This window comes from Nocardia sp. NBC_01503 (assembly GCF_036327755.1).
In the GTDB taxonomy this organism is placed as follows: domain Bacteria; phylum Actinomycetota; class Actinomycetes; order Mycobacteriales; family Mycobacteriaceae; genus Nocardia.
On record NZ_CP109596.1, the window covers coordinates 6,827,336 to 6,844,341 of the forward strand.

Sequence of the window (17,006 nt, forward strand, 5' to 3'; positions counted from 1 at the left end):
GGGGGTGCGGACGCGGCGAGATGGTAGGAAAGGGGACGTGTCCCAAACTGGCGAACCTCGTACCTCCCGTGCCGTCTCGGAGGTGGTGGACCTGGTCAGCACGCTGATCCGGTTCGACACCTCCAATACCGGCGAACTCGAGACCACCAAGGGCGAGCGCGAATGCGCGCAGTGGGTGGCCGATCAACTGCATCAGGCGGGATATACCACCGAATACGTGGAGTCCGGCGCGCCCGGACGCGGCAATGTGTTCGCCCGTCTACAGGGCGCGGACTCCAGCCGCGGGGCGCTCATGATGCACGGGCATCTGGATGTGGTGCCCGCCCAGGCCGAGGATTGGAGTGTGCACCCGTTCTCCGGCGCCATCCGCGACGGCTATGTGTGGGGCCGCGGCGCCATCGATATGAAGGATATGGTCGGCATGATGCTGGCCGTGGCCCGGCAGTTCAAGATCGAGGGCACGGTGCCCCCGCGCGATATCGTCTTCGCGTTCCTGGCCGATGAGGAGAACGGCGGACGCTGGGGTTCACAGTGGCTGGCCGACAATCGGCCCGATCTGTTCGCCGGGGTCACCGAGGCGGTCGGCGAGGTCGGCGGCTTCTCGCTGACGGTGCCGCGACCCGACGGCGGTGAGCGCCGGTTGTATCTGGTCGAGACCGCCGAAAAGGGTTTGGGCTGGATGCGCTTGCGCGCCAAGGCGCGCGCCGGGCACGGGTCGTTCCTGCACGAGGACAATGCGGTCACCATCCTGGCGCAGGCCGTGGCGCGCCTGGGCACGCACACCTTCCCGCTGGTGGTCTCGGATTCGGTGGCCGAATTCCTGGCCGCGGTCGCCGAGGAGTCCGGGCTGACCTTCGATCCGTCCAGCCCCGATATCGAGGGGCAGCTCGCCAAACTCGGCACCATCTCCCGCATTATCGGTGCGACCCTGCGCGATACCGCCAATCCGACCATGCTGCAGGCCGGGTACAAGGCCAATGTGATCCCGCAGACCGCCGAGGCCGTGGTGGACTGCCGGGTGGTGCCGGGGCGGCAGGCCGAATTCGAGAAGGAGGTCGATGCGCTCATCGGCCCCGATGTCGAACGCGAGTGGATCACCAAACTCGACTCGTACGAAACCACTTTCGACGGTCACCTGGTCGATGCCATGAATGCCGCCATCCTCGCCCATGATCCGAACGGCCGCACCGTGCCGTACATGCTCTCGGGTGGCACCGATGCGAAAGCGTTCGCGCGCTTGGGCATTCGCTGCTTCGGCTTCGCGCCGCTGCGCCTGCCCCCGGACCTGGACTTCAGCGCATTGTTCCACGGTGTGGACGAACGCGTCCCGGTGGAGGCACTGGAGTTCGGCGCGAGCGTACTGGAACACTTCCTACTGAACTGCTGACGGTCTGCGATCGAAAGGACGGCCCCCGTGCCCGACTATTCATACAACCCCTACGCCCCGCTGCCGCAACTGCCCGAGTTCACCCTCACCTCCAGTGAGATCAGCGAGGGTAAGCCGCTGCATATGGATCAGGTCAGCGCGCTGGGCGGCGCGGGTGGCAAGGACATCTCCCCGCAGCTGAGCTGGAGCGGATTCCCGGCCGAGACGAAGAGTTTCACCGTCACTGTCTTCGACCCGGACGCGCCCACCGCCTCGGGATTCTGGCACTGGGTGGTGGCGAACATTCCGGCCACCACCACCAGTCTGGATACCGCACAGGGCAGCAAGGGCGGCACGCTGCCCGAGGGCGCGGTCGTGCTGCGCAATGACGCGGGCCTGCACGAGTACACCGGCGCGTTCCCGCCCGCCGGGCACGGCCCGCACCGGTACTTCGTGGTCGTGCACGCGGTCGGCGTGGAGCGGCTCGAGGTCGATGAGAACGCCTCGCCCGCGTACCTGGGGTTCAACCTGTTCATGAACGCCATCGGGCGCGCGACGCTGATCGGCACGCACGAGCAGAAGTAGAGCGCGTTCTCGACGGTGGCCCCGGGCGAATCGCTCGGGGCCACTGCTGTTCCGGCGCGCAGCTGCCCTGTCCTCGCAATGCGCTTTGCCCGGGTGTGGATCCCGGCCAGAACATGCCAGAACATGCCGGGAGAGAGAACCGCCGGGATGCCGGGGGAGAGTTGCCAGGATGAACCTGCGGGGCGGGGCGACTGTGGAGCGGCGGCTCAGTCGTGGTGGGGGTCCGAAAGTGCCGCCAGGGCACGAACTCCGGCTGCGAGATCATCAGCGGTGGGAGTGTTCGCGGGGTCTATGAGGGCCTGGACGAGCAGGCCGCCGATCAGGGTTTGCACGACCGCGCCGATGCGAGGGTCGTTGTCGCCCAGGGCTTGCGAGAGTCCCTCGCGCGCGCGGACCTGCGCCGCGCCGATCTCGGTGCGCAGCTCGGGGGAGTGCAGGGCCTGTGCCATGGCCTCGACATTGGCCGACCAGAGCGCCTGATCGCGGCCGAAGGATTCGATCAGCCTGTCCCAGAACGATTTCAGCCGCTGCGGCGAATCCAGGTCGTCACCCTCGGGCAGTGAGGTCAGGATGCGGCTCACCGATTCGGCGGTGGACTCCAGCATGGCTTGGTTGAGCAGCTGGTCGCGGGTGCCGAAGTGGTAGTTGATGGCGGCCAGGTTGGTGCCGGAGGCGGCCACGATATCGCGCACGGTGGTGCGCGCCAGGCCGCGCTCGGCCAGGCATTGTTTGGCTCCGGCCAGCAGATCTTCTCGGGTTCCCACCTCGCGAAGCATACCAGCGGATTCAAACGATCGTTTGTGACATTGGTTTCACACATTTGTCTGTGACAGGTGTTTGAAACGTGTGTATGGTCGATTTCGCCAGGTCCACCGCAGGAAAGCCGGAAATCATGAGCACACAGCGACCCCTCTCCCCCTTCGAGATCACCTACTTCGGCGAGGACACCCGACTGGGCAGTGTGCCCGTCGGCGGTATGCCGCTGTTCATCGGCAGCACCGTGCGCGGAGAGATCGACCCCGCCGCACTGCGGGAGGTCCTCGCCGAACTCGCCGCCGCACATCCGCTGCTGCGCGCCCGGGTCGTCACCGGTCATGACGGGGTGCCGCGGTTCGAACTCGACGATTCCTATGCGCCGAACGTGCAGGTGATCCCGGGTGGCGCGGATGCCTATCGCACGCTGGTGAATACCCGACAGGATTGGCGCGCAGGGCTTTTCCGCGCCCAGGTGCTGCGCGACCGCGATGAGACGCAGGTGGTGTTGATCCTGCATCACGGTATCGCCGACGGGCGCTCGGTCTTCCCACTGCTCGACGAGATGTGGCGGCGCTACACCGCGCGCGTCTCGGGATCGCCACTGCCGCCACCGGAGTGCGGCTACGACCTGCCCGACGGGGTCGACACCCAGCTCGCACGCCTGATCGACGATACCGAGGTCGACGCCTTCGTGGAGATGGTGCGCGCGGGCGCGCTGGCCATGGATCCCGCCGCCGCACCGGTGCATCTGCCCCGTGATGGTCACAGTGGGGGTGATCGCAGCGGGCGACTCGCCATGCGCCGCATCGCATTGACCGCTGAGCAGACCGGCGCGCTCGTCACCTCCGCTCGCGCACAGGGGTTTTCGATGAACAGCCTGCTCGCCGGGGCGGCACTGGCCGCGGTACGCACCGAGTTCGTCCCCGGGGCGGGACTGCTGCCGATGATGTGCGGGCATGCGGTGGATCTGCGCCCGGATCTGGTTCCCGCCCTGACGGAATCGACCGTCCTCAATTGCGCGGCCGGGGCGGGAACGCCGGTACTGGTGGATGCGGATTCGCATCCGGTCGAGATCGCGGTGGCGGTGGCCGCCGGTATGCACGCCAGCGCACAGGCCCGGTTCCCCGCCATGTTCATGCGCGCCGCGCAGCGCGAACTCGATCCGGTGACCACGGCCCTGTTCACCGCGCCGCCGACCCTGGCGCTGTCCAATATCGGCCGGGTACCGGCGCATTCGCTGCCCGCGGGCGTGGAGTTCATCCGCGATGACATCTTCGCCATGGCACCGGGCATGCCGCCGAAGATGACCCTGTTCACCGTCGGGGGCCGCCTCACCATTCAGGTCGAGTACGACACCGCCGAGCACAGTCACGTGCAGATGGAGCGCATCGCGGCCGCCATGACCGAGCGGCTGCGCCGGATCGACATGGGCGCCGCGGCCCACGCCTGACCGGAAAACGACTGTGGCCCGGACGATTTCGTCCGGGCCACCGTGCTATCGAGCTCAGGACACGTTCACGACATTGTCCGGTGCGGGGGTGGTGTACAGCGCGGCGATCTCCGCGGCGTACTTGGTGTTGATCGGGCTGCGCTTGAGCTTGAGGGTCGGGGTGAGTTCGTCACCGCCGGGCTCCCAGCCCGCGTCCAGCACGATGAAACGCTTGATCTGTTCCACGCGTGCGAGTTTGGCGTTGGCGGTGCTCACCGCGGCCTTGATCTCCTCGATGATCTCCGGGCGGGTGGCGAGGGTCTTCAGATCCGCGTCCGGGGTGCCCAGCGCCTTGGCCCGCACCACGGCGGTATCGGGGTCGAGCACGATCAGCGCGGCGATGTACGCCTTGGCGTCGCCGATCGCGACCACCTGACCGACCAGCGAGGACGCCGCCTTGACGGTGTTCTCGATATTGGTGGGAGACAGGTTCTTTCCCGCCTCGGTGATGATCAGTTCCTTCTTGCGATCGACGATGGTGATGTATCCGTCGCCGTCGATGGTGGCCACGTCGCCGGTGTGCAGCCAGCCGTCAGCGTCGATGGCCTCGGCGGTCTTATCGGGCATCTTGCGGTAGCCGCGGGTGACGATGGGTCCGCGCACCAGCAGTTCGCCGTCCCCACCGAGTCGAACCTCGGTGTCCACCAGGGGAATTCCGACGGTACCGGGCTTGGGCTTGTCCAGCGGGGTGTAGCTGCCGACACCGGAGGTCTCGGACATACCCCACACCTCGGTGACGACGAAGCCGAGCCCGAGCAGGTACTCGAGGGTTTCGGGCGGGATGGCCGCCGCGCCCGAGGCCGCGACCTTGAGTTCGTCGAAGCCCAACGCCTGCCGCAGTTTCGACAGCACCAGGGCATCGGCCAGCTTGTGCTGCACATCGAGCAGCAGACCGCGCCCGCCACCGGACAGGTCCGCGCGCGCGGCGTTCACGCCCACCCCGATGGCCCAGTTGGCCATGGCCTTCTTCACCGGACTCGACTCGGTGGCGAGTTTGGCGTCGATACCGGCCTTGATCTTCTGCCACACCCGGGGCACACCGAAGAACGCGGTGGGCCGGGCATCGGGCAGGGCGGCGGCGATCTCGCGCGGGTCCGGGACGCAGGTCATCTGCACGCCGGTGAACAGGTTCGCGCAATGCCCCGAAATCCGGTCCGCCACATGGGCGGCGGGCAGATACGACACCGAGCGATCGTCCAGCCCGACGGTGAGCGGTCCGGCGACCAGGCCGACGATCTGGGCGACCACATTGCGATGGGTCAACTCCACACCCTTGGACGGGCCGGTGGTGCCGGAGGTGTAGATCAGCGTGGCCAGATCATCGGCGGTGACGGCCTGCCAGGCGGCATCGAAGTCGAAATCCGGGGCGGGTGCGGCCTGCACCTCGGCCAGGGTGAGGGTGCCCGCGGCCGAACCCTCCACCAGCACAATGTGTTCGAGCTCGACCCCGGCCCCGCGCACCGCGTCCAGGAACGCCGGTTCGGTGATGACGACCTTGTTCTCGGCATTGGTGAACAGATGCGCGATCTGCTCCGCGGAGCTGGTGTTGTAGATCGAGAACGGCGTGGCGCCCAGGTGCAGCGCGGCGGTATCGACCAGATTGAACTCCGGCCGATTGGTGAGCATGATCCCGACCGTATCCCCGTGCTTCACACCCAGCCCGGCGAGCCCGGCGGCGATACTGCGCACCTGCTCCCCGTACTCGCGCCAGCTGATCTCCCGGGTGCCCCCCACCGTCCTGATCGCGATCTGCTCCGGACGCAGCGTCAGCGTCTCCTGAAACGCCGCCGGAATCGTATAGACCGTTTTGCCCGATTTGTGCGGATAGCCGATATCTGTCGTCATAACCCTTTTCCGATTGCCTCTCGCTACACCCGCCACACGCACACCCATCCGACCTGCGCGAACCCCGGGTCGACCACGGGTTCCTGTGGCGCGGCTCACTCAGCTTAGTCAGAAACCGGCGACTGTGTCGCGTGCAACATCTTTACGCGCGCTCTCTCAAACCGCTCACCCGGCGGAATAGGCGTTGCGTACCAGGCCCCACGCTCCCCGCACCGCCCGCCGTGGCCACCGCTGCGCACTCACCGACGACCGATGCCCGCACACCTCACGCTTGGACTCCATATACAGCCGCGCCCGCTCACTCCGCGGCTCGGTCAGCAGCGGCACCGTACGCACCTCGAACCCCGCCGCCTCCAGCGCCGCCACCTTGTCCGGATTGTTCGTCATCAACCGCACCGCCGCGAGTCCCAACCCCGACAGGGCTTGCGCCGCATGCCCATACGAGCGCGAATCGATCGGATGGCCCAGCATCCGATAGCTGGTGAAGGTGTCCACACCGGTCTGCGCGCCCAACCGCAATCCCATCGCCTTGACGATGAGCCCGGACCCCCGGCCCTCCTGCTCCAGATAGACCAGCACGCCATGGCCTTCGGCCTGGATCATGTCCATGGCCATATCGAGTTCGGCTCCACAATCACAGTCCTGGGAGCCCAGGGCGTCACCATAGAGACAACGCGAATGAATCCGCACCAGACATCCCTCGTCCGGATCTCCGAAAACGAGTATGTGACCGAGCAACTCCCCGGCTCCGGTGTCGAGCTCCGTCCGCACCTCGTCAACCCGCACGGATAACTCACGCCCCTTGCGCGTCAGCGAATGTGCAGTCGCCTGAAGCTCTTTCACGGCCGCTCCAGCTCATGTGTGCCTCTGGCAATTATGGCCGAATGTCGTCGTCCACCGTTGTCGAGTTCGGTTCAAAGAAGGTAAAACGACTGCTGAGCAAGCGAATTCGCGCACGAATGAACCGGGTACGCGGCCATCCCCACAGGCTCGCCGCCCACATGAACGCCAGCAGCACGAGCCGTTCGATCGCGACGACCTCGGCGACGGCGACCAGTGAGACGCAGCATCCGATGAAGGTAGTCGTGATCACCACCAGCACAAGTGCGTTCGCCATGCGAAACACCCACCAATGCTGAGGCAGCAGGTGCCCGCGGGCGCGCCGCTTGGCCTCCAGATAGGCATGGGCCGCCCGATTCTGCGGCACGATGCGCAATGGCAATCGTTCCACCTCGATGCCCACAGCGCGCACAGCCGACACCTTCTCCGGATTGTTGGTCAGTAGCCGAATCCGCCTGAGCCCCAGACTCCATAGTGTCGACGCGGCCGCGCTGTATGTGCGGGCATCGGGCGGGTATCCGAGCATCGCATAGCTGGCGAAGGTGTCCCGGCCGCTGCACTGGCTGAGCTGATACCCTCGCGCTTTGGCGACCAATCCGGCACCTCTGCCCTCTTGTTCGAGATAGATGAGCACCCCACCGCCGGTCGCCTGGATCATGTCCACAGCCGCCGACAACTCGGGGCCGCAATCACAGTCGTCGGACGACAACGCATCGCCATAGAGACATCGCGAGTGAATACGGACCAGGCAATCGTCGCCGATCGTCCCGAACACCAGAGCGTGCCCACCGCCCTCGCCGGAATGGATCTCCACCACCTCGACCGGGATCGCACGGCCCGCCCGGGTGAAGGCATGCCGAGTGCCCGAGCCTGATGCGGTAGCGATGTCTGTTCCCAGGGCTGAGGAGGGCGCGGAGCCCCAACCAAGACGCACGCGACGATAATGCACCCATCCGGCAGGGCTCGCGCGACGCGACACGGGCACGTAATCGAGCGGTCACCTAGCCGATCATGGGCTGCCGTGTCTGGTGTCCGGTTCGGTGGCCACCATCCGATCAATCCGGTCCGCGGACGGCATCGCATCGGGAATATTGAGCACCGGCAGGCGTGCGAACACTGCCCGCACAGCCCACTCGAAGTCCGAGCGTTCGGCAGGACGCCTGGCAGTCGTCAACCGGTAGACCAGCGCCGTGGTGAAAGCTGATGACGCTCCGGTTGCCACAAAGGGTGTTCCGTTGTCGATGTGTGGAATCACCACATCAACGCCGAGCGATCGGACCCTGCAGCCGGAATCCTCCAGGATGCACACCGCGCGAACACCCAACTGCAACAGCCGATTCGTCGATTGATCCACCGAACTGTTCGGCCAGGTCGCCGCGACTTCCCTGCGAGTCCCGATCAGGTAGTCGACCGCCTCCAGATGCTCGTGCATATGCCGAGGGAATACCGTCGGGGGCGAGGTGTTGATGATCAGCCACGGCCGAGGGTCCATCGAATGCACCATCGCCAGGACTCGTGCAACGATATCGATCGGCTGCTCGCAGGTCACGAGCACCGCATCGGAGCGCCTGACCGCACCCCGCACGGCAGGGCTCGCGAGATCGGACTCGGTAAGCCGCAGCCGATCCTGTTTGAACGCGATATAGGCAGATTGACCCCCCAGCGTCTCGATCACCGTGGTGACAGGGGTCGTCCCGCCGGCGGTCACCTTCACCAAACTCGTGTCGACACCTTCTTCTCGCAGGTACTCCACGATCTCTCGTCCGGCCGCGTCGGCGCCTATCGTCGCGATCAGCCGCGAATCGAACCCCAGCCGCGCCAGTGCGACAGCGCGGTTGAGTCCCTTTCCGCCGGGGTGCTTGTCGAAATCGCCCCAGAGCGCGGCACCCGGCTCCGGGAAAGTCTCCACCACGTTGATCAAATCGGTCACGGCATCACCGATCACGGTCACGGTGCCACGACGAGGCGTCGTATTCGCCTGTCCCGCATCCAATTCCGCCATCCGCACGATATCGAGCTCAGATCCGGCGGTGAGCAGCTCCGCGAGCGCGGTGAACGCCTGCTGTTCGGGTGCGTCACGCAGGGTTCGCACGCTCGGTGCTGGGGGCGCCACAGCCACTCCCAGCGCACGGTGCAGCCCTTCCCACTGTTCGGTCAGGTAGACGCGGCGATCGCCGAGATCCGGCGCGTACAGTCGCCTGGTATCGACCAGGCTGGTCGGCTGCCCTTCATACAACCCCAAACACAGCTCGGCATCGACTATCAACTGTTGGGTAGGAGGCAGCTGCCGGGCGACGTGAGCGATCACCCGCAGTAGCGCTGGCCTGGGGGCCATCCCGCTCAGGTGTACGTAGCGTCGCACGACGCTGAGCTGCAGCAACGTTGTAATGTCGATCTCGGTGCTGTCCAAGCGATCTGGGCTCAGTCCGGACCGCTTCCGCAGGCGGGTGAGAATACCTCGCACTGCAACCATGCTCGGGTCCTGCGGTGCCGTTGCACGGGCGGTGCGGCGTGGAGTCTGAGGTCCCATCATTCGCTCCCAAGAATACCGCCGGTCAGGTTTGGCGAACAGACAAATCGTCAATTCCCTTGTGGCATCGGCAATTGCCGGACCTGAACGGTAAATGCCATCCTAGGTTAGGCGAAATTACGCCTCCACCAGACAGTTCGGAGGTTCTGGTGTCAGGTTCGGTTGTTCTCAAGCGACGAATACGGTGGGGCAGCAAGGTGGGCCGACGCGACTCCGATTCCGAACCGGAACCGAATACCGTTGCCCCGTAGGCAGATATCCAGCCGCCTGGACATTCCAGGCAACCAGCCAAGCCGTCGTCGGCGCTCACATCGCGCCGGTTGCGACATCACCGGCTGATCAACACAATTCGATCGGCCGGTTCCGGGTTCCAGAGACCTGTGGCCACACGACGGCATTTCACCACGAGGAGAACCGTCGTGATTTACCAGAGCAGTCGATCGATCACCAGTAGCAGCTGCGCCGAATGGGCGCGCCGGCGCGCGGATCCGGGCGAACCGGCCTGGGAATTGAGTTGGTGGCCCGAGGTGGCGCTGACGTTCGAACAGGCGCGCGATGCCATGGAGTTGGCCGAACTGTGCAGCGCCAGCGCCGAGCCGGGGGAGCGCGCCGAGGTTCTTGCGAGCCAGCTGGGAACCAGCGTGAAACACGTCATGGCGGTGCTGCATCAGCGGATGATGGAGCGGGGGAGAGCGTGATCGACCATGACTCCGGCTGGCGTATGAGCCAGTGAACCTCACCGGCGAGGCGGCGTATCGGAGTGCGCCTGGACATTTCCGACGGACCGGGCTGGGTTGGGGAATGTTGAAATACCGAACGCCCGGTGTCCCATGAGGATGCAAACCGGCTCGGCCCAGGGAGGACCCCGCAGTGACAATCGATATCACCCATCGGGAGATGACCAGTGACATCACCCCCGAATTCGCGCGCCGCGCGCAAAGAGAGGATGTGTGGTCATTGAGTTGGCTCCCCGAGCAGCGCTTGACCCGTGCGCAGGCGCACGCCGGAATGGAGTTGGACGAGATCCTGTCCGATCCGGAGATCGTCTTCGATGACGCCGCGCATTCCGAGGCCGCCGAACGCGCGGCGCGCCTGGGCATTCCGGTCGAACACGCGGTGGTCATGCTCGCCCAGCGCATGGCCGAGCGCATGCATCACGACGATCTGATCCCGTACGGCACCGACGCCGAACTCCCCGAGTCGATCATGCGCGGCTGGTATGTGGGCACCCTGCCACCGGGCGCCCTGTCCCACGCCACCTCCGGAGCCCGCTCACAACACCTGTGGGCCTGAAATCGCTTGCCTCGACGACGTATTCGCGGCGAACACGGTAGACCGCCCCGGGTGGACGGTCCGGTCGCCGCGGCTCGGGCGGGCGAACCCGCACGCCCGCAAGCGGTTTCGCCTCAGGCGCGGGTGGTGTGACCCGCGCCGACCGCTTCGCTCAGACTCGAATAGCCGTGTGCGCGCAGCTTGACCGCCAGGCCGCGGTGCATGCGCCGCGCCCAGAACGGTCCACCGTAGATGAATCCGGTGTACCCCTGCAGCAGCGAGGCTCCCGCGAGAATCCGCTCCCACGCCTGCTCGGCGGTCTCGATACCGCCGACCGAGATGAGCACCAGCTGACTACCGACGCGGCCGTACAACCGGCGCAGCACCTCGAGGGACCGATCGGCCACCGGCGGACCCGAGAGTCCACCCGCACCGAGCGCGGACACCTGCTCGGCGGGGGTGTTCAGCCCGTCGCGGCGAATCGTGGTGTTGGTGGCCACGATTCCGGCCAGCCCCAACTCCACCGCCAGATCGGCGACGGCGTCGATATCGTCATCGGAGAGATCGGGGGCGATCTTGACCAGCACCGGCACCGACACCGTATCGAGCACCGCCCGCAGCAGCGGGCGCAGCGAGGCCACCGCCTGCAGATCGCGCAGGCCCGGGGTATTGGGCGAACTCACGTTCACCACCACGAAATCGGCGAGCGTGCCGAGCAGTTTGGCGCTGGTGGCGTAATCGGAGGCGGCGTCGGCGGCCTCGACGATCTTGGTCTTGCCGATGTTCGCGCCGATGGGAATCCCCCCGGCGCGCCGGCGCGACAGGTTCGCCGCCGCGGCCGCGGCACCGTGATTGTTGAAACCCATCCGGTTGATCAGCGCGCGATCGGCGGGCAACCGGAACAGTCGCGGCGCGGGATTACCCGGCTGCGCCTGCGCGGTGACGGTGCCGATCTCGGCGTACCCGAAGCCCAGCGGACCCCACGCGTCGGCACCCTCGGCGTTCTTGTCGAATCCGGCGGCCAACCCCAGTGGGCTCGGGAAGTCGACCCCGAACACCCGCGAGGCCAGTATCGGATCCTGTGTGACAAGCAGTTTCGAGGTGAGCCAGCGGCCCGGTGCGAACCGGGTGGCCAGTTTCATCGCGGCGAAGGCGAGATGATGGATGCGCTCGGGTGGGAGCAGGAACATCGCCTTCAACAGCAGCCCATACAGGCGCTCGGCTGGGGTCGAGTAAGACATGCGGGTTACATCACCGCCTCGGGTGTCGGGGATAGTAGGGAACTCTTGCGGCGGCGCAACAGCACGCGACGGCTGCCGTCGGTGTAGGCACGCACCCGCGACAGCTCCCAGCCACCGTATTCGGCCTGAATGGCCAGGCGCATGGAGGCGGTCACGCGATTGACTTCGGGAGGTAGTCGCAACGGCACGTATTCGTACTCGTCACTGGTCTCCTCCCAGCCGGCCGGTAGTGTGCGCGACTGGCGCGCCGATCGTGAGGCCCGAGCCATCACTGCCCTCTCTTCCGCTGGTCCGCGGTGATCCGTTGCAGACCGTCACCGGTCGCGGATCCCACGAACAGGTCACCGGTGGACGCGTCGACGGTGACCGAATCGGGCTGGCGCACCGTCGGGTAGCGCCCCACCTCTACCGGTATACCCGTCGACAGGTCGTAACCGACGACTTCGTTACTGCCTGTCAGCGTCACCCACACGGTCTCGGACCGCTGATCGTAGGCGAGTGCGTAGGGCGAAGAGCCTACCGGGAAACGCTGGCGCAGGACCAATGGATCGGCGGTGTAGACGAGCAGTTCGTTACCCGCGGTGTCGGTGACGATGCGGCGGCCGAAGTGATCGCCGATCATGTTCGCCGCCCCGTCACCGGTGCGCAGGGTCAGGCCCAGGCGTTTGTCGGGCAGGTTGAGCTCGGTCAGGGCGGTCTGGCGGCGGTCCAGCACGACCACGGTATCGGTGCAGGTGTCGATGGCGTCGGCGGAGACCAGACCCGAAATGCTTTCGCGCACAGCACCATCGGGGGCCACTATGAGGACCTTGCCGGTGCCGAGTCCGGCCACGAGATCACCGTTCGCGCGCACGGCGGCCGAGCGCACATCACCGTCGAGGGCGACCTCGGTCGTCTTGGCGGTGGCGGTGTCGAGGCGAATGATCTTGCCGGGCGCCGAGATCAGGATCTCCCCGGGCTTACCCGCCGCGAGCGAGGCGACCACACCGGGCAGGGCAACGGTTCTGGTGCCGGTCTTGTCGATGAGCGTCAGTGTCCTGCCCGCATCGGTGACCACGGCCAGCACACCGGTGGAGGGTTCGGCCAGCAGCGCGCTGATCGCGGTGGACGGGGTCACCTGCCCGGTCGGGACGCCGGTGACCGCGGGCGCGGTGGCGGGCGTCGCGGGTGCGATGGTCGGTTTGTCCCCGCCGTCCTCGCCGGAGGAGCATCCGGTCAGCAGGGTCAGCGCGGCCGCGCCCGCGAGGGCCGACCGGATCCAGCCGCGACGGCGCATGCAGCGAACTCCTTACCTGACCGACAAAACGTATGCGTGCTACCTAATCTGACCATGGTGCCCGACAACGCCCGGTGGGCGGGGTCTTGGTCGGCGGCGCGCCGTCATGCGCCAGGCGAATGGGCGGGTTTTTCGGCGTGGCGCGCCGTCACCCGGAATTCATGACGTGACATGGGGTTTCGGCGGGGTTGTCGGGGGCAACGGTTACCGTGAAGGGTAAATAGTGGCGCTGGCAGGGAGATTCGTTGGTAACCGACCACACCGCGGGCTCCGGGACGCCCGACTTCACCGTCGAGGACGTCACCGTGGGCCGGTACGCGCACGGTTTCGGGGTCACCGGTGACGGGCGCTCGTTCGCGTTCCGGACGGTGCGGTCCACCCTGACCCTGGAGATCTACCGGCCCGACCTCGATACCGAGGTGCCCGCGGCCGAGGACGTGGTGGCGGTGGCCGTGGCCCGGGTCACCGATATCGACCTCGACGACGAACGCAGCATCATCGCCCTGGTGCGCGATCTCATCCCCGAGGCGGTGCCCGTCGGCCCGCCCCAGCCCCTCGAAGCGTCCACCGTGCGAGCACTGTTGGGCCGTCTGAGCGCGGTCATCGAGGGAATGTGAAGCGGTGCGCGCGAGTCCGGCGGCCGGCTGCGCGCATGACGGCCGACACCCTCGTCCCGCGTATGTGACTCACCAGTCAGGTTCCGGGCGTGCGCATGATTGACTGTGGGCAAGCACCCGCAGTTCGAGCATGAGGAAGTTGATGGCACTTCGACGACCGGCCGCAGCAGCACTGATTCTCCTGGCCTTGGCCGTGAGCGGTTGCGGTGGCTCCGATGACGAGGCGTCGGTGGATGCGGCCCGCTCCTCGGCCTATGCCGCGCTGAGCTCCTCCTCGCAGGCCGCCGCCGCGTCGAGCGCGAACCGGCCGCCGATTCCGACCGCCGCGGAATTGGACGCGCAGATCAAATCGGCGCTGGATCCGAATCTGCCCGATGCCGAGCGCACCGCGCTCATCGAGGACGGTGAGGCGTTCAAGGACGCCATCCCGGATATGTACAAGGCGCTGCAGGACAATCCGCGCGCGGTGTACGGGGTCCGGGACCCGGTGTTCGACAATCACGACGGCACCCTCACCGCGACGCTGAGCCTGGACAAGGACGGCACCGGATCCAATGTGCGCACCACGGTGGTGCACTTCGTGAACAAGGACGGGCGCTGGAAGATCTCGCGCACCGATCTGTGCGGCATTCTGCGCTCGGCCGACTATCGCACCGCGGCCTGCGGCTGATGCTCGAAACCCGCACGCACTCTTCGCGTTCGCTGCGGTGGGGGCGTCTGATCCACCGCAATCGGTATCTGGTGTTCGGACTGTTCGCCCTGGCGGTGCTGGCCTCGGGGTGCTACGGGCGCGATCTGGGCGATCATCTGACCCAGGAGGGCTGGTTCGACGAGTCCAGCGAATCGGTAGCCGCCTCCAAACTCGCCGACTCCACCTTCGGGCGCGATACCGACAGCGATCTGATCGTGCTCTACACCGCCCCCGCCGGGCACACCCTCGATGACGAACCCGTGCGCAGCGCGGTCGCCGATGAGTTGAATCGGTTGCGCGGCAGCCACTCCGAGCAGATCCTCAAGATCGACTCGTACTGGGACGGCGCGCTCATGGGCCAGTTCGCCGACGCCTCGCGCACGCACGCCTTCGCCAGTATCGGTTTGAAGGGCGACGGTGGCACCGACACGGTGAACAACTACATGGCCATCAAGGATGAATTCCACGCCGGCGCACCGGGTTCCGGGCCGGGCGGGACGACCGTGCAGTTGGCGGGTATGCAGCCGGTGGTCGAGGGCATCAACACCGGGATGCAGAACGATATCCATCGCGCGGAGTTGATCGCGCTGCCTCTGGTGGCGATCCTGCTGTACTTCGTCTTCGGTGGCATCGTGGGGGCGCTGCTGCCGGTGCTCATCGGCGGGATGACGATTCTGGGCACCCAGGGCATCATGCGCATGCTCACCGATCATCTACAGGTGAACGTCTTCGCCTCCGCGGTGGTCACTTTGGTGAGCCTGGGCCTGGCGATCGACTACGGCCTGTTCGCGGTGACCCGATTCCGGGAGGAGCTCGCGGCCGGGCGCACCGTGGAGGAGGCCACCGCGCGCACCGTCGCCACGGCCGGGCGCACCGTGCTGTTCTCGGCGGCGATCATCGCGGTGAGCCTGGGCGCGCTGTTCATCTACCCCAATGGCGTACTGCGCTCGGTGCCGCTGGGCGGGATCAGTTCGGTGCTGCTGGCGGCGGTGCTGTCGGTGACCGCGCTGCCCGCGACGCTGAGCATCGTGGGCCGCCGGATCGATCTGTGGGGTTGGCATCGGCTGGCCGGTATCCGCACCGCCGAGCAGATCGACGCCGGATTCTTCTCCCGGCTGGCGCTGTTCGCCATGCGCAAACCGTGGCTGGTGATCGCCCCGATCGTGCTGGTGCTGCTGGGGTTGATCCTGCCGTTCCGCCATATCGAGTTCGGCGGGCTCAGCGAACGCTATCTGGCCTCGGACAATTCGGCGCGGGTGGCGCAGCAGGACTTCGATCGGATGTTCCCGCAGTTCCGCACCGAACCGCTCAAACTCGTGGTGGTGGGCGCGAATCCGCAGCAGCTCAGCGATATCCGGTACGAGGCGAATCAGGTGAGCGCGGCGCATATGACCGGGCCGTTCGATCCGGTCGCACCGACCAAGGACGCGGTGACGGTGCTGGGCAGCGGTCTGGTCGACAAACGCGACGCCGATACGGTGATGTCGGCGCTGCGCGGGATCGACGAACCGCCCGGGGTGCGGGTGATGGTGGCCGGGGTGCCCGCCCTGGAACGCGACAGCATCCTGGGTTTGATCAAGGGCCTGCCACTGCTGGCCGCGATCCTGATCACCGCGGCGCTGGCGCTGATGTACGCGGCGTTCCGTTCGCTGGTGCTGGCGATCAAAGCCGTTGTCATGAGCGCACTCTCACTCGGCGCGACGCTGGGCATCCTGACCTGGATCTTCGTGGAGGGTCACGGTGCGGGGCTGTTCGATTTCACCCCCGGCCCGCTGATGTTCGCGGTGCTGGTGTTGATCGTGACGGTGCTGTTCGGCTTGTCCACCGACTACGAGGTGTTCCTGCAATCGCGCATGGCCGAGGCTCGCGCGGACGGCGCCTCGCCGAAAGAGGCCATCCGGTATGGAATTGCGCATACGGGCGGCGTGATCACCTCCGCCGCAGCTATTCTCATCGTGGTGACGGGCGCCTTCGGATTCTCCGATCTGGTGCTGATGAAGTACATCGCCTACGGCATGATCGCCGCGCTGCTGTTGGACGCCACGGTCATCCGGATGCTGCTCACCCCGGCTGTGCTGAAACTGGTGTGGAAGTGACTGTTCTCAAGGGCGCGAACCTGCTCCTGATGTTCCTGCTCGAGCTGTGCGTACTGGGCTCGGCCATCGCGTGGGGCTTACGCCTGGACGCCCCGCTGATCGTGCGCATTCCGGCCGCCGTCGTGGCGACGGCGGTGTTCGTGGTGGTGTGGGCGGTCTTCGGCGCGGCCCATGACGCGCGCATCCCGGTGCGCGGCTGGAAGCGCGCGGTCCTCGAGGTCGTCTGGTTCGGTGCCGCGGCTGTGCTGCTGGGCTTCGCCTGGCATCCGATCGCCGGTGCGGTGCTGTTCCTGCTGTGGCTGGGCAATGCGGGCCTGCGCATCGCGTGGGATCAGGTGTACACCGAGCAGGCCGCCGATGCCCTGCGCGCGGCACAGGACGAGTAGCCCACATTCGCGCGTG

Annotated in this window: 17 protein-coding genes; 9 read left to right on the forward strand and 8 right to left on the reverse strand. The window is 66.5% G+C overall.

Going from position 1 to position 17,006, the window contains the following annotated elements; genetic code table 11:
• Positions 1–37 precede the first annotated feature (37 nt).
• Positions 38–1,387: a M20/M25/M40 family metallo-hydrolase gene (locus OHB26_RS31275; protein WP_330180848.1), complete on the forward strand. Its 1,350-nt coding sequence runs from the start codon at positions 38–40 to the stop codon at positions 1,385–1,387.
• 27 nt (positions 1,388–1,414) lie between these two features.
• A complete protein-coding gene (locus OHB26_RS31280) occupies positions 1,415–1,951 on the forward strand; it encodes a YbhB/YbcL family Raf kinase inhibitor-like protein (protein WP_330180849.1) in 537 nt (178 codons plus the stop codon).
• Positions 1,952–2,157: 206 nt separating this feature from the next.
• On the opposite strand, the gene OHB26_RS31285 is transcribed toward OHB26_RS31280, so the two are convergent.
• Positions 2,158–2,715 (reverse strand): TetR/AcrR family transcriptional regulator, encoded by a 558-nt coding sequence (locus OHB26_RS31285; protein ID WP_330180850.1) that lies wholly within the window; start codon positions 2,713–2,715, stop codon positions 2,158–2,160.
• Between the two features lie 128 nt (positions 2,716–2,843).
• Between OHB26_RS31285 and OHB26_RS31290 the strand changes: the two genes are divergently transcribed.
• Positions 2,844–4,157 (forward strand): phthiocerol/phthiodiolone dimycocerosyl transferase family protein, encoded by a 1,314-nt coding sequence (locus OHB26_RS31290; protein ID WP_330180851.1) that lies wholly within the window; start codon positions 2,844–2,846, stop codon positions 4,155–4,157.
• Between the two features lie 54 nt (positions 4,158–4,211).
• Here OHB26_RS31290 and OHB26_RS31295 read toward each other — a convergent pair whose 3' ends face one another.
• From OHB26_RS31295 to OHB26_RS31310, 4 genes are all read right to left on the reverse strand, one after another.
• The gene (locus OHB26_RS31295; protein ID WP_330180852.1) at positions 4,212–6,041 is read right to left on the reverse strand and encodes an AMP-dependent synthetase/ligase; all 1,830 of its coding nucleotides are present in this window, start codon (positions 6,039–6,041) and stop codon (positions 4,212–4,214) included.
• A 165-nt stretch (positions 6,042–6,206) separates the two neighbouring features.
• Positions 6,207–6,827 carry a GTP cyclohydrolase II gene (locus tag OHB26_RS31300; protein WP_330180853.1) on the reverse strand — a complete coding sequence of 207 codons (621 nt, stop codon included), beginning with the start codon at positions 6,825–6,827 and terminating at the stop codon, positions 6,207–6,209.
• An 88-nt stretch (positions 6,828–6,915) separates the two neighbouring features.
• Positions 6,916–7,815: a GTP cyclohydrolase II gene (locus OHB26_RS31305; RefSeq protein ID WP_330180854.1), complete on the reverse strand. Its 900-nt coding sequence runs from the start codon at positions 7,813–7,815 to the stop codon at positions 6,916–6,918.
• Between the two features lie 75 nt (positions 7,816–7,890).
• On the reverse strand, positions 7,891–9,354 hold the full coding sequence (locus OHB26_RS31310) for a carbohydrate kinase family protein (RefSeq protein ID WP_330180855.1): 1,464 nt from the start codon (positions 9,352–9,354) through the stop codon (positions 7,891–7,893).
• Positions 9,355–9,830: 476 nt separating this feature from the next.
• Between OHB26_RS31310 and OHB26_RS31315 the strand changes: the two genes are divergently transcribed.
• On the forward strand, positions 9,831–10,109 hold the full coding sequence (locus OHB26_RS31315) for a hypothetical protein (protein WP_330180856.1): 279 nt from the start codon (positions 9,831–9,833) through the stop codon (positions 10,107–10,109).
• A 172-nt stretch (positions 10,110–10,281) separates the two neighbouring features.
• Complete coding sequence (locus OHB26_RS31320; RefSeq protein ID WP_330180857.1) at positions 10,282–10,704, forward strand: hypothetical protein; 423 nt, start codon at positions 10,282–10,284, stop codon at positions 10,702–10,704.
• Between the two features lie 113 nt (positions 10,705–10,817).
• Here the strand turns inward: OHB26_RS31320 and OHB26_RS31325 are convergent, their stop codons facing one another.
• Genes OHB26_RS31325 through OHB26_RS31335 form a run of 3 tightly spaced genes read right to left on the reverse strand, consistent with a single transcriptional unit; the run spans position 10,818 to position 13,200 of the window.
• Positions 10,818–11,897 (reverse strand): quinone-dependent dihydroorotate dehydrogenase, encoded by a 1,080-nt coding sequence (locus OHB26_RS31325; RefSeq protein ID WP_330185835.1) that lies wholly within the window; start codon positions 11,895–11,897, stop codon positions 10,818–10,820.
• Positions 11,898–11,929: 32 nt separating this feature from the next.
• Positions 11,930–12,193 carry a DUF5703 family protein gene (locus OHB26_RS31330; protein WP_330180858.1) on the reverse strand — a complete coding sequence of 88 codons (264 nt, stop codon included), beginning with the start codon at positions 12,191–12,193 and terminating at the stop codon, positions 11,930–11,932.
• Positions 12,193–13,200, reverse strand: coding sequence for a YncE family protein (locus OHB26_RS31335; RefSeq protein ID WP_330180859.1), 1,008 nt, complete (start codon positions 13,198–13,200; stop codon positions 12,193–12,195). Before OHB26_RS31335 ends, OHB26_RS31330 begins: the two co-directional genes overlap by 1 nt.
• A 245-nt stretch (positions 13,201–13,445) precedes the next feature.
• On the opposite strand from OHB26_RS31335, the gene OHB26_RS31340 reads away from it, so the two are divergent.
• From OHB26_RS31340 to OHB26_RS31355, 4 genes are all read left to right on the forward strand, one after another.
• The gene (locus tag OHB26_RS31340; RefSeq protein WP_330180860.1) at positions 13,446–13,817 is read left to right on the forward strand and encodes a hypothetical protein; all 372 of its coding nucleotides are present in this window, start codon (positions 13,446–13,448) and stop codon (positions 13,815–13,817) included.
• 142 nt (positions 13,818–13,959) lie between these two features.
• Complete coding sequence (locus OHB26_RS31345) at positions 13,960–14,487, forward strand: hypothetical protein (protein WP_330180861.1); 528 nt, start codon at positions 13,960–13,962, stop codon at positions 14,485–14,487.
• The gene (locus OHB26_RS31350; protein WP_330180862.1) at positions 14,487–16,604 is read left to right on the forward strand and encodes an MMPL family transporter; all 2,118 of its coding nucleotides are present in this window, start codon (positions 14,487–14,489) and stop codon (positions 16,602–16,604) included. Before OHB26_RS31345 ends, OHB26_RS31350 begins: the two co-directional genes overlap by 1 nt.
• Positions 16,601–16,990, forward strand: a complete 390-nt coding sequence (locus OHB26_RS31355; RefSeq protein ID WP_330180863.1) for a DUF2568 domain-containing protein — start codon at positions 16,601–16,603, stop codon at positions 16,988–16,990. Before OHB26_RS31350 ends, OHB26_RS31355 begins: the two co-directional genes overlap by 4 nt.
• The last annotated feature ends 16 nt before the right edge of the window (positions 16,991–17,006 follow it).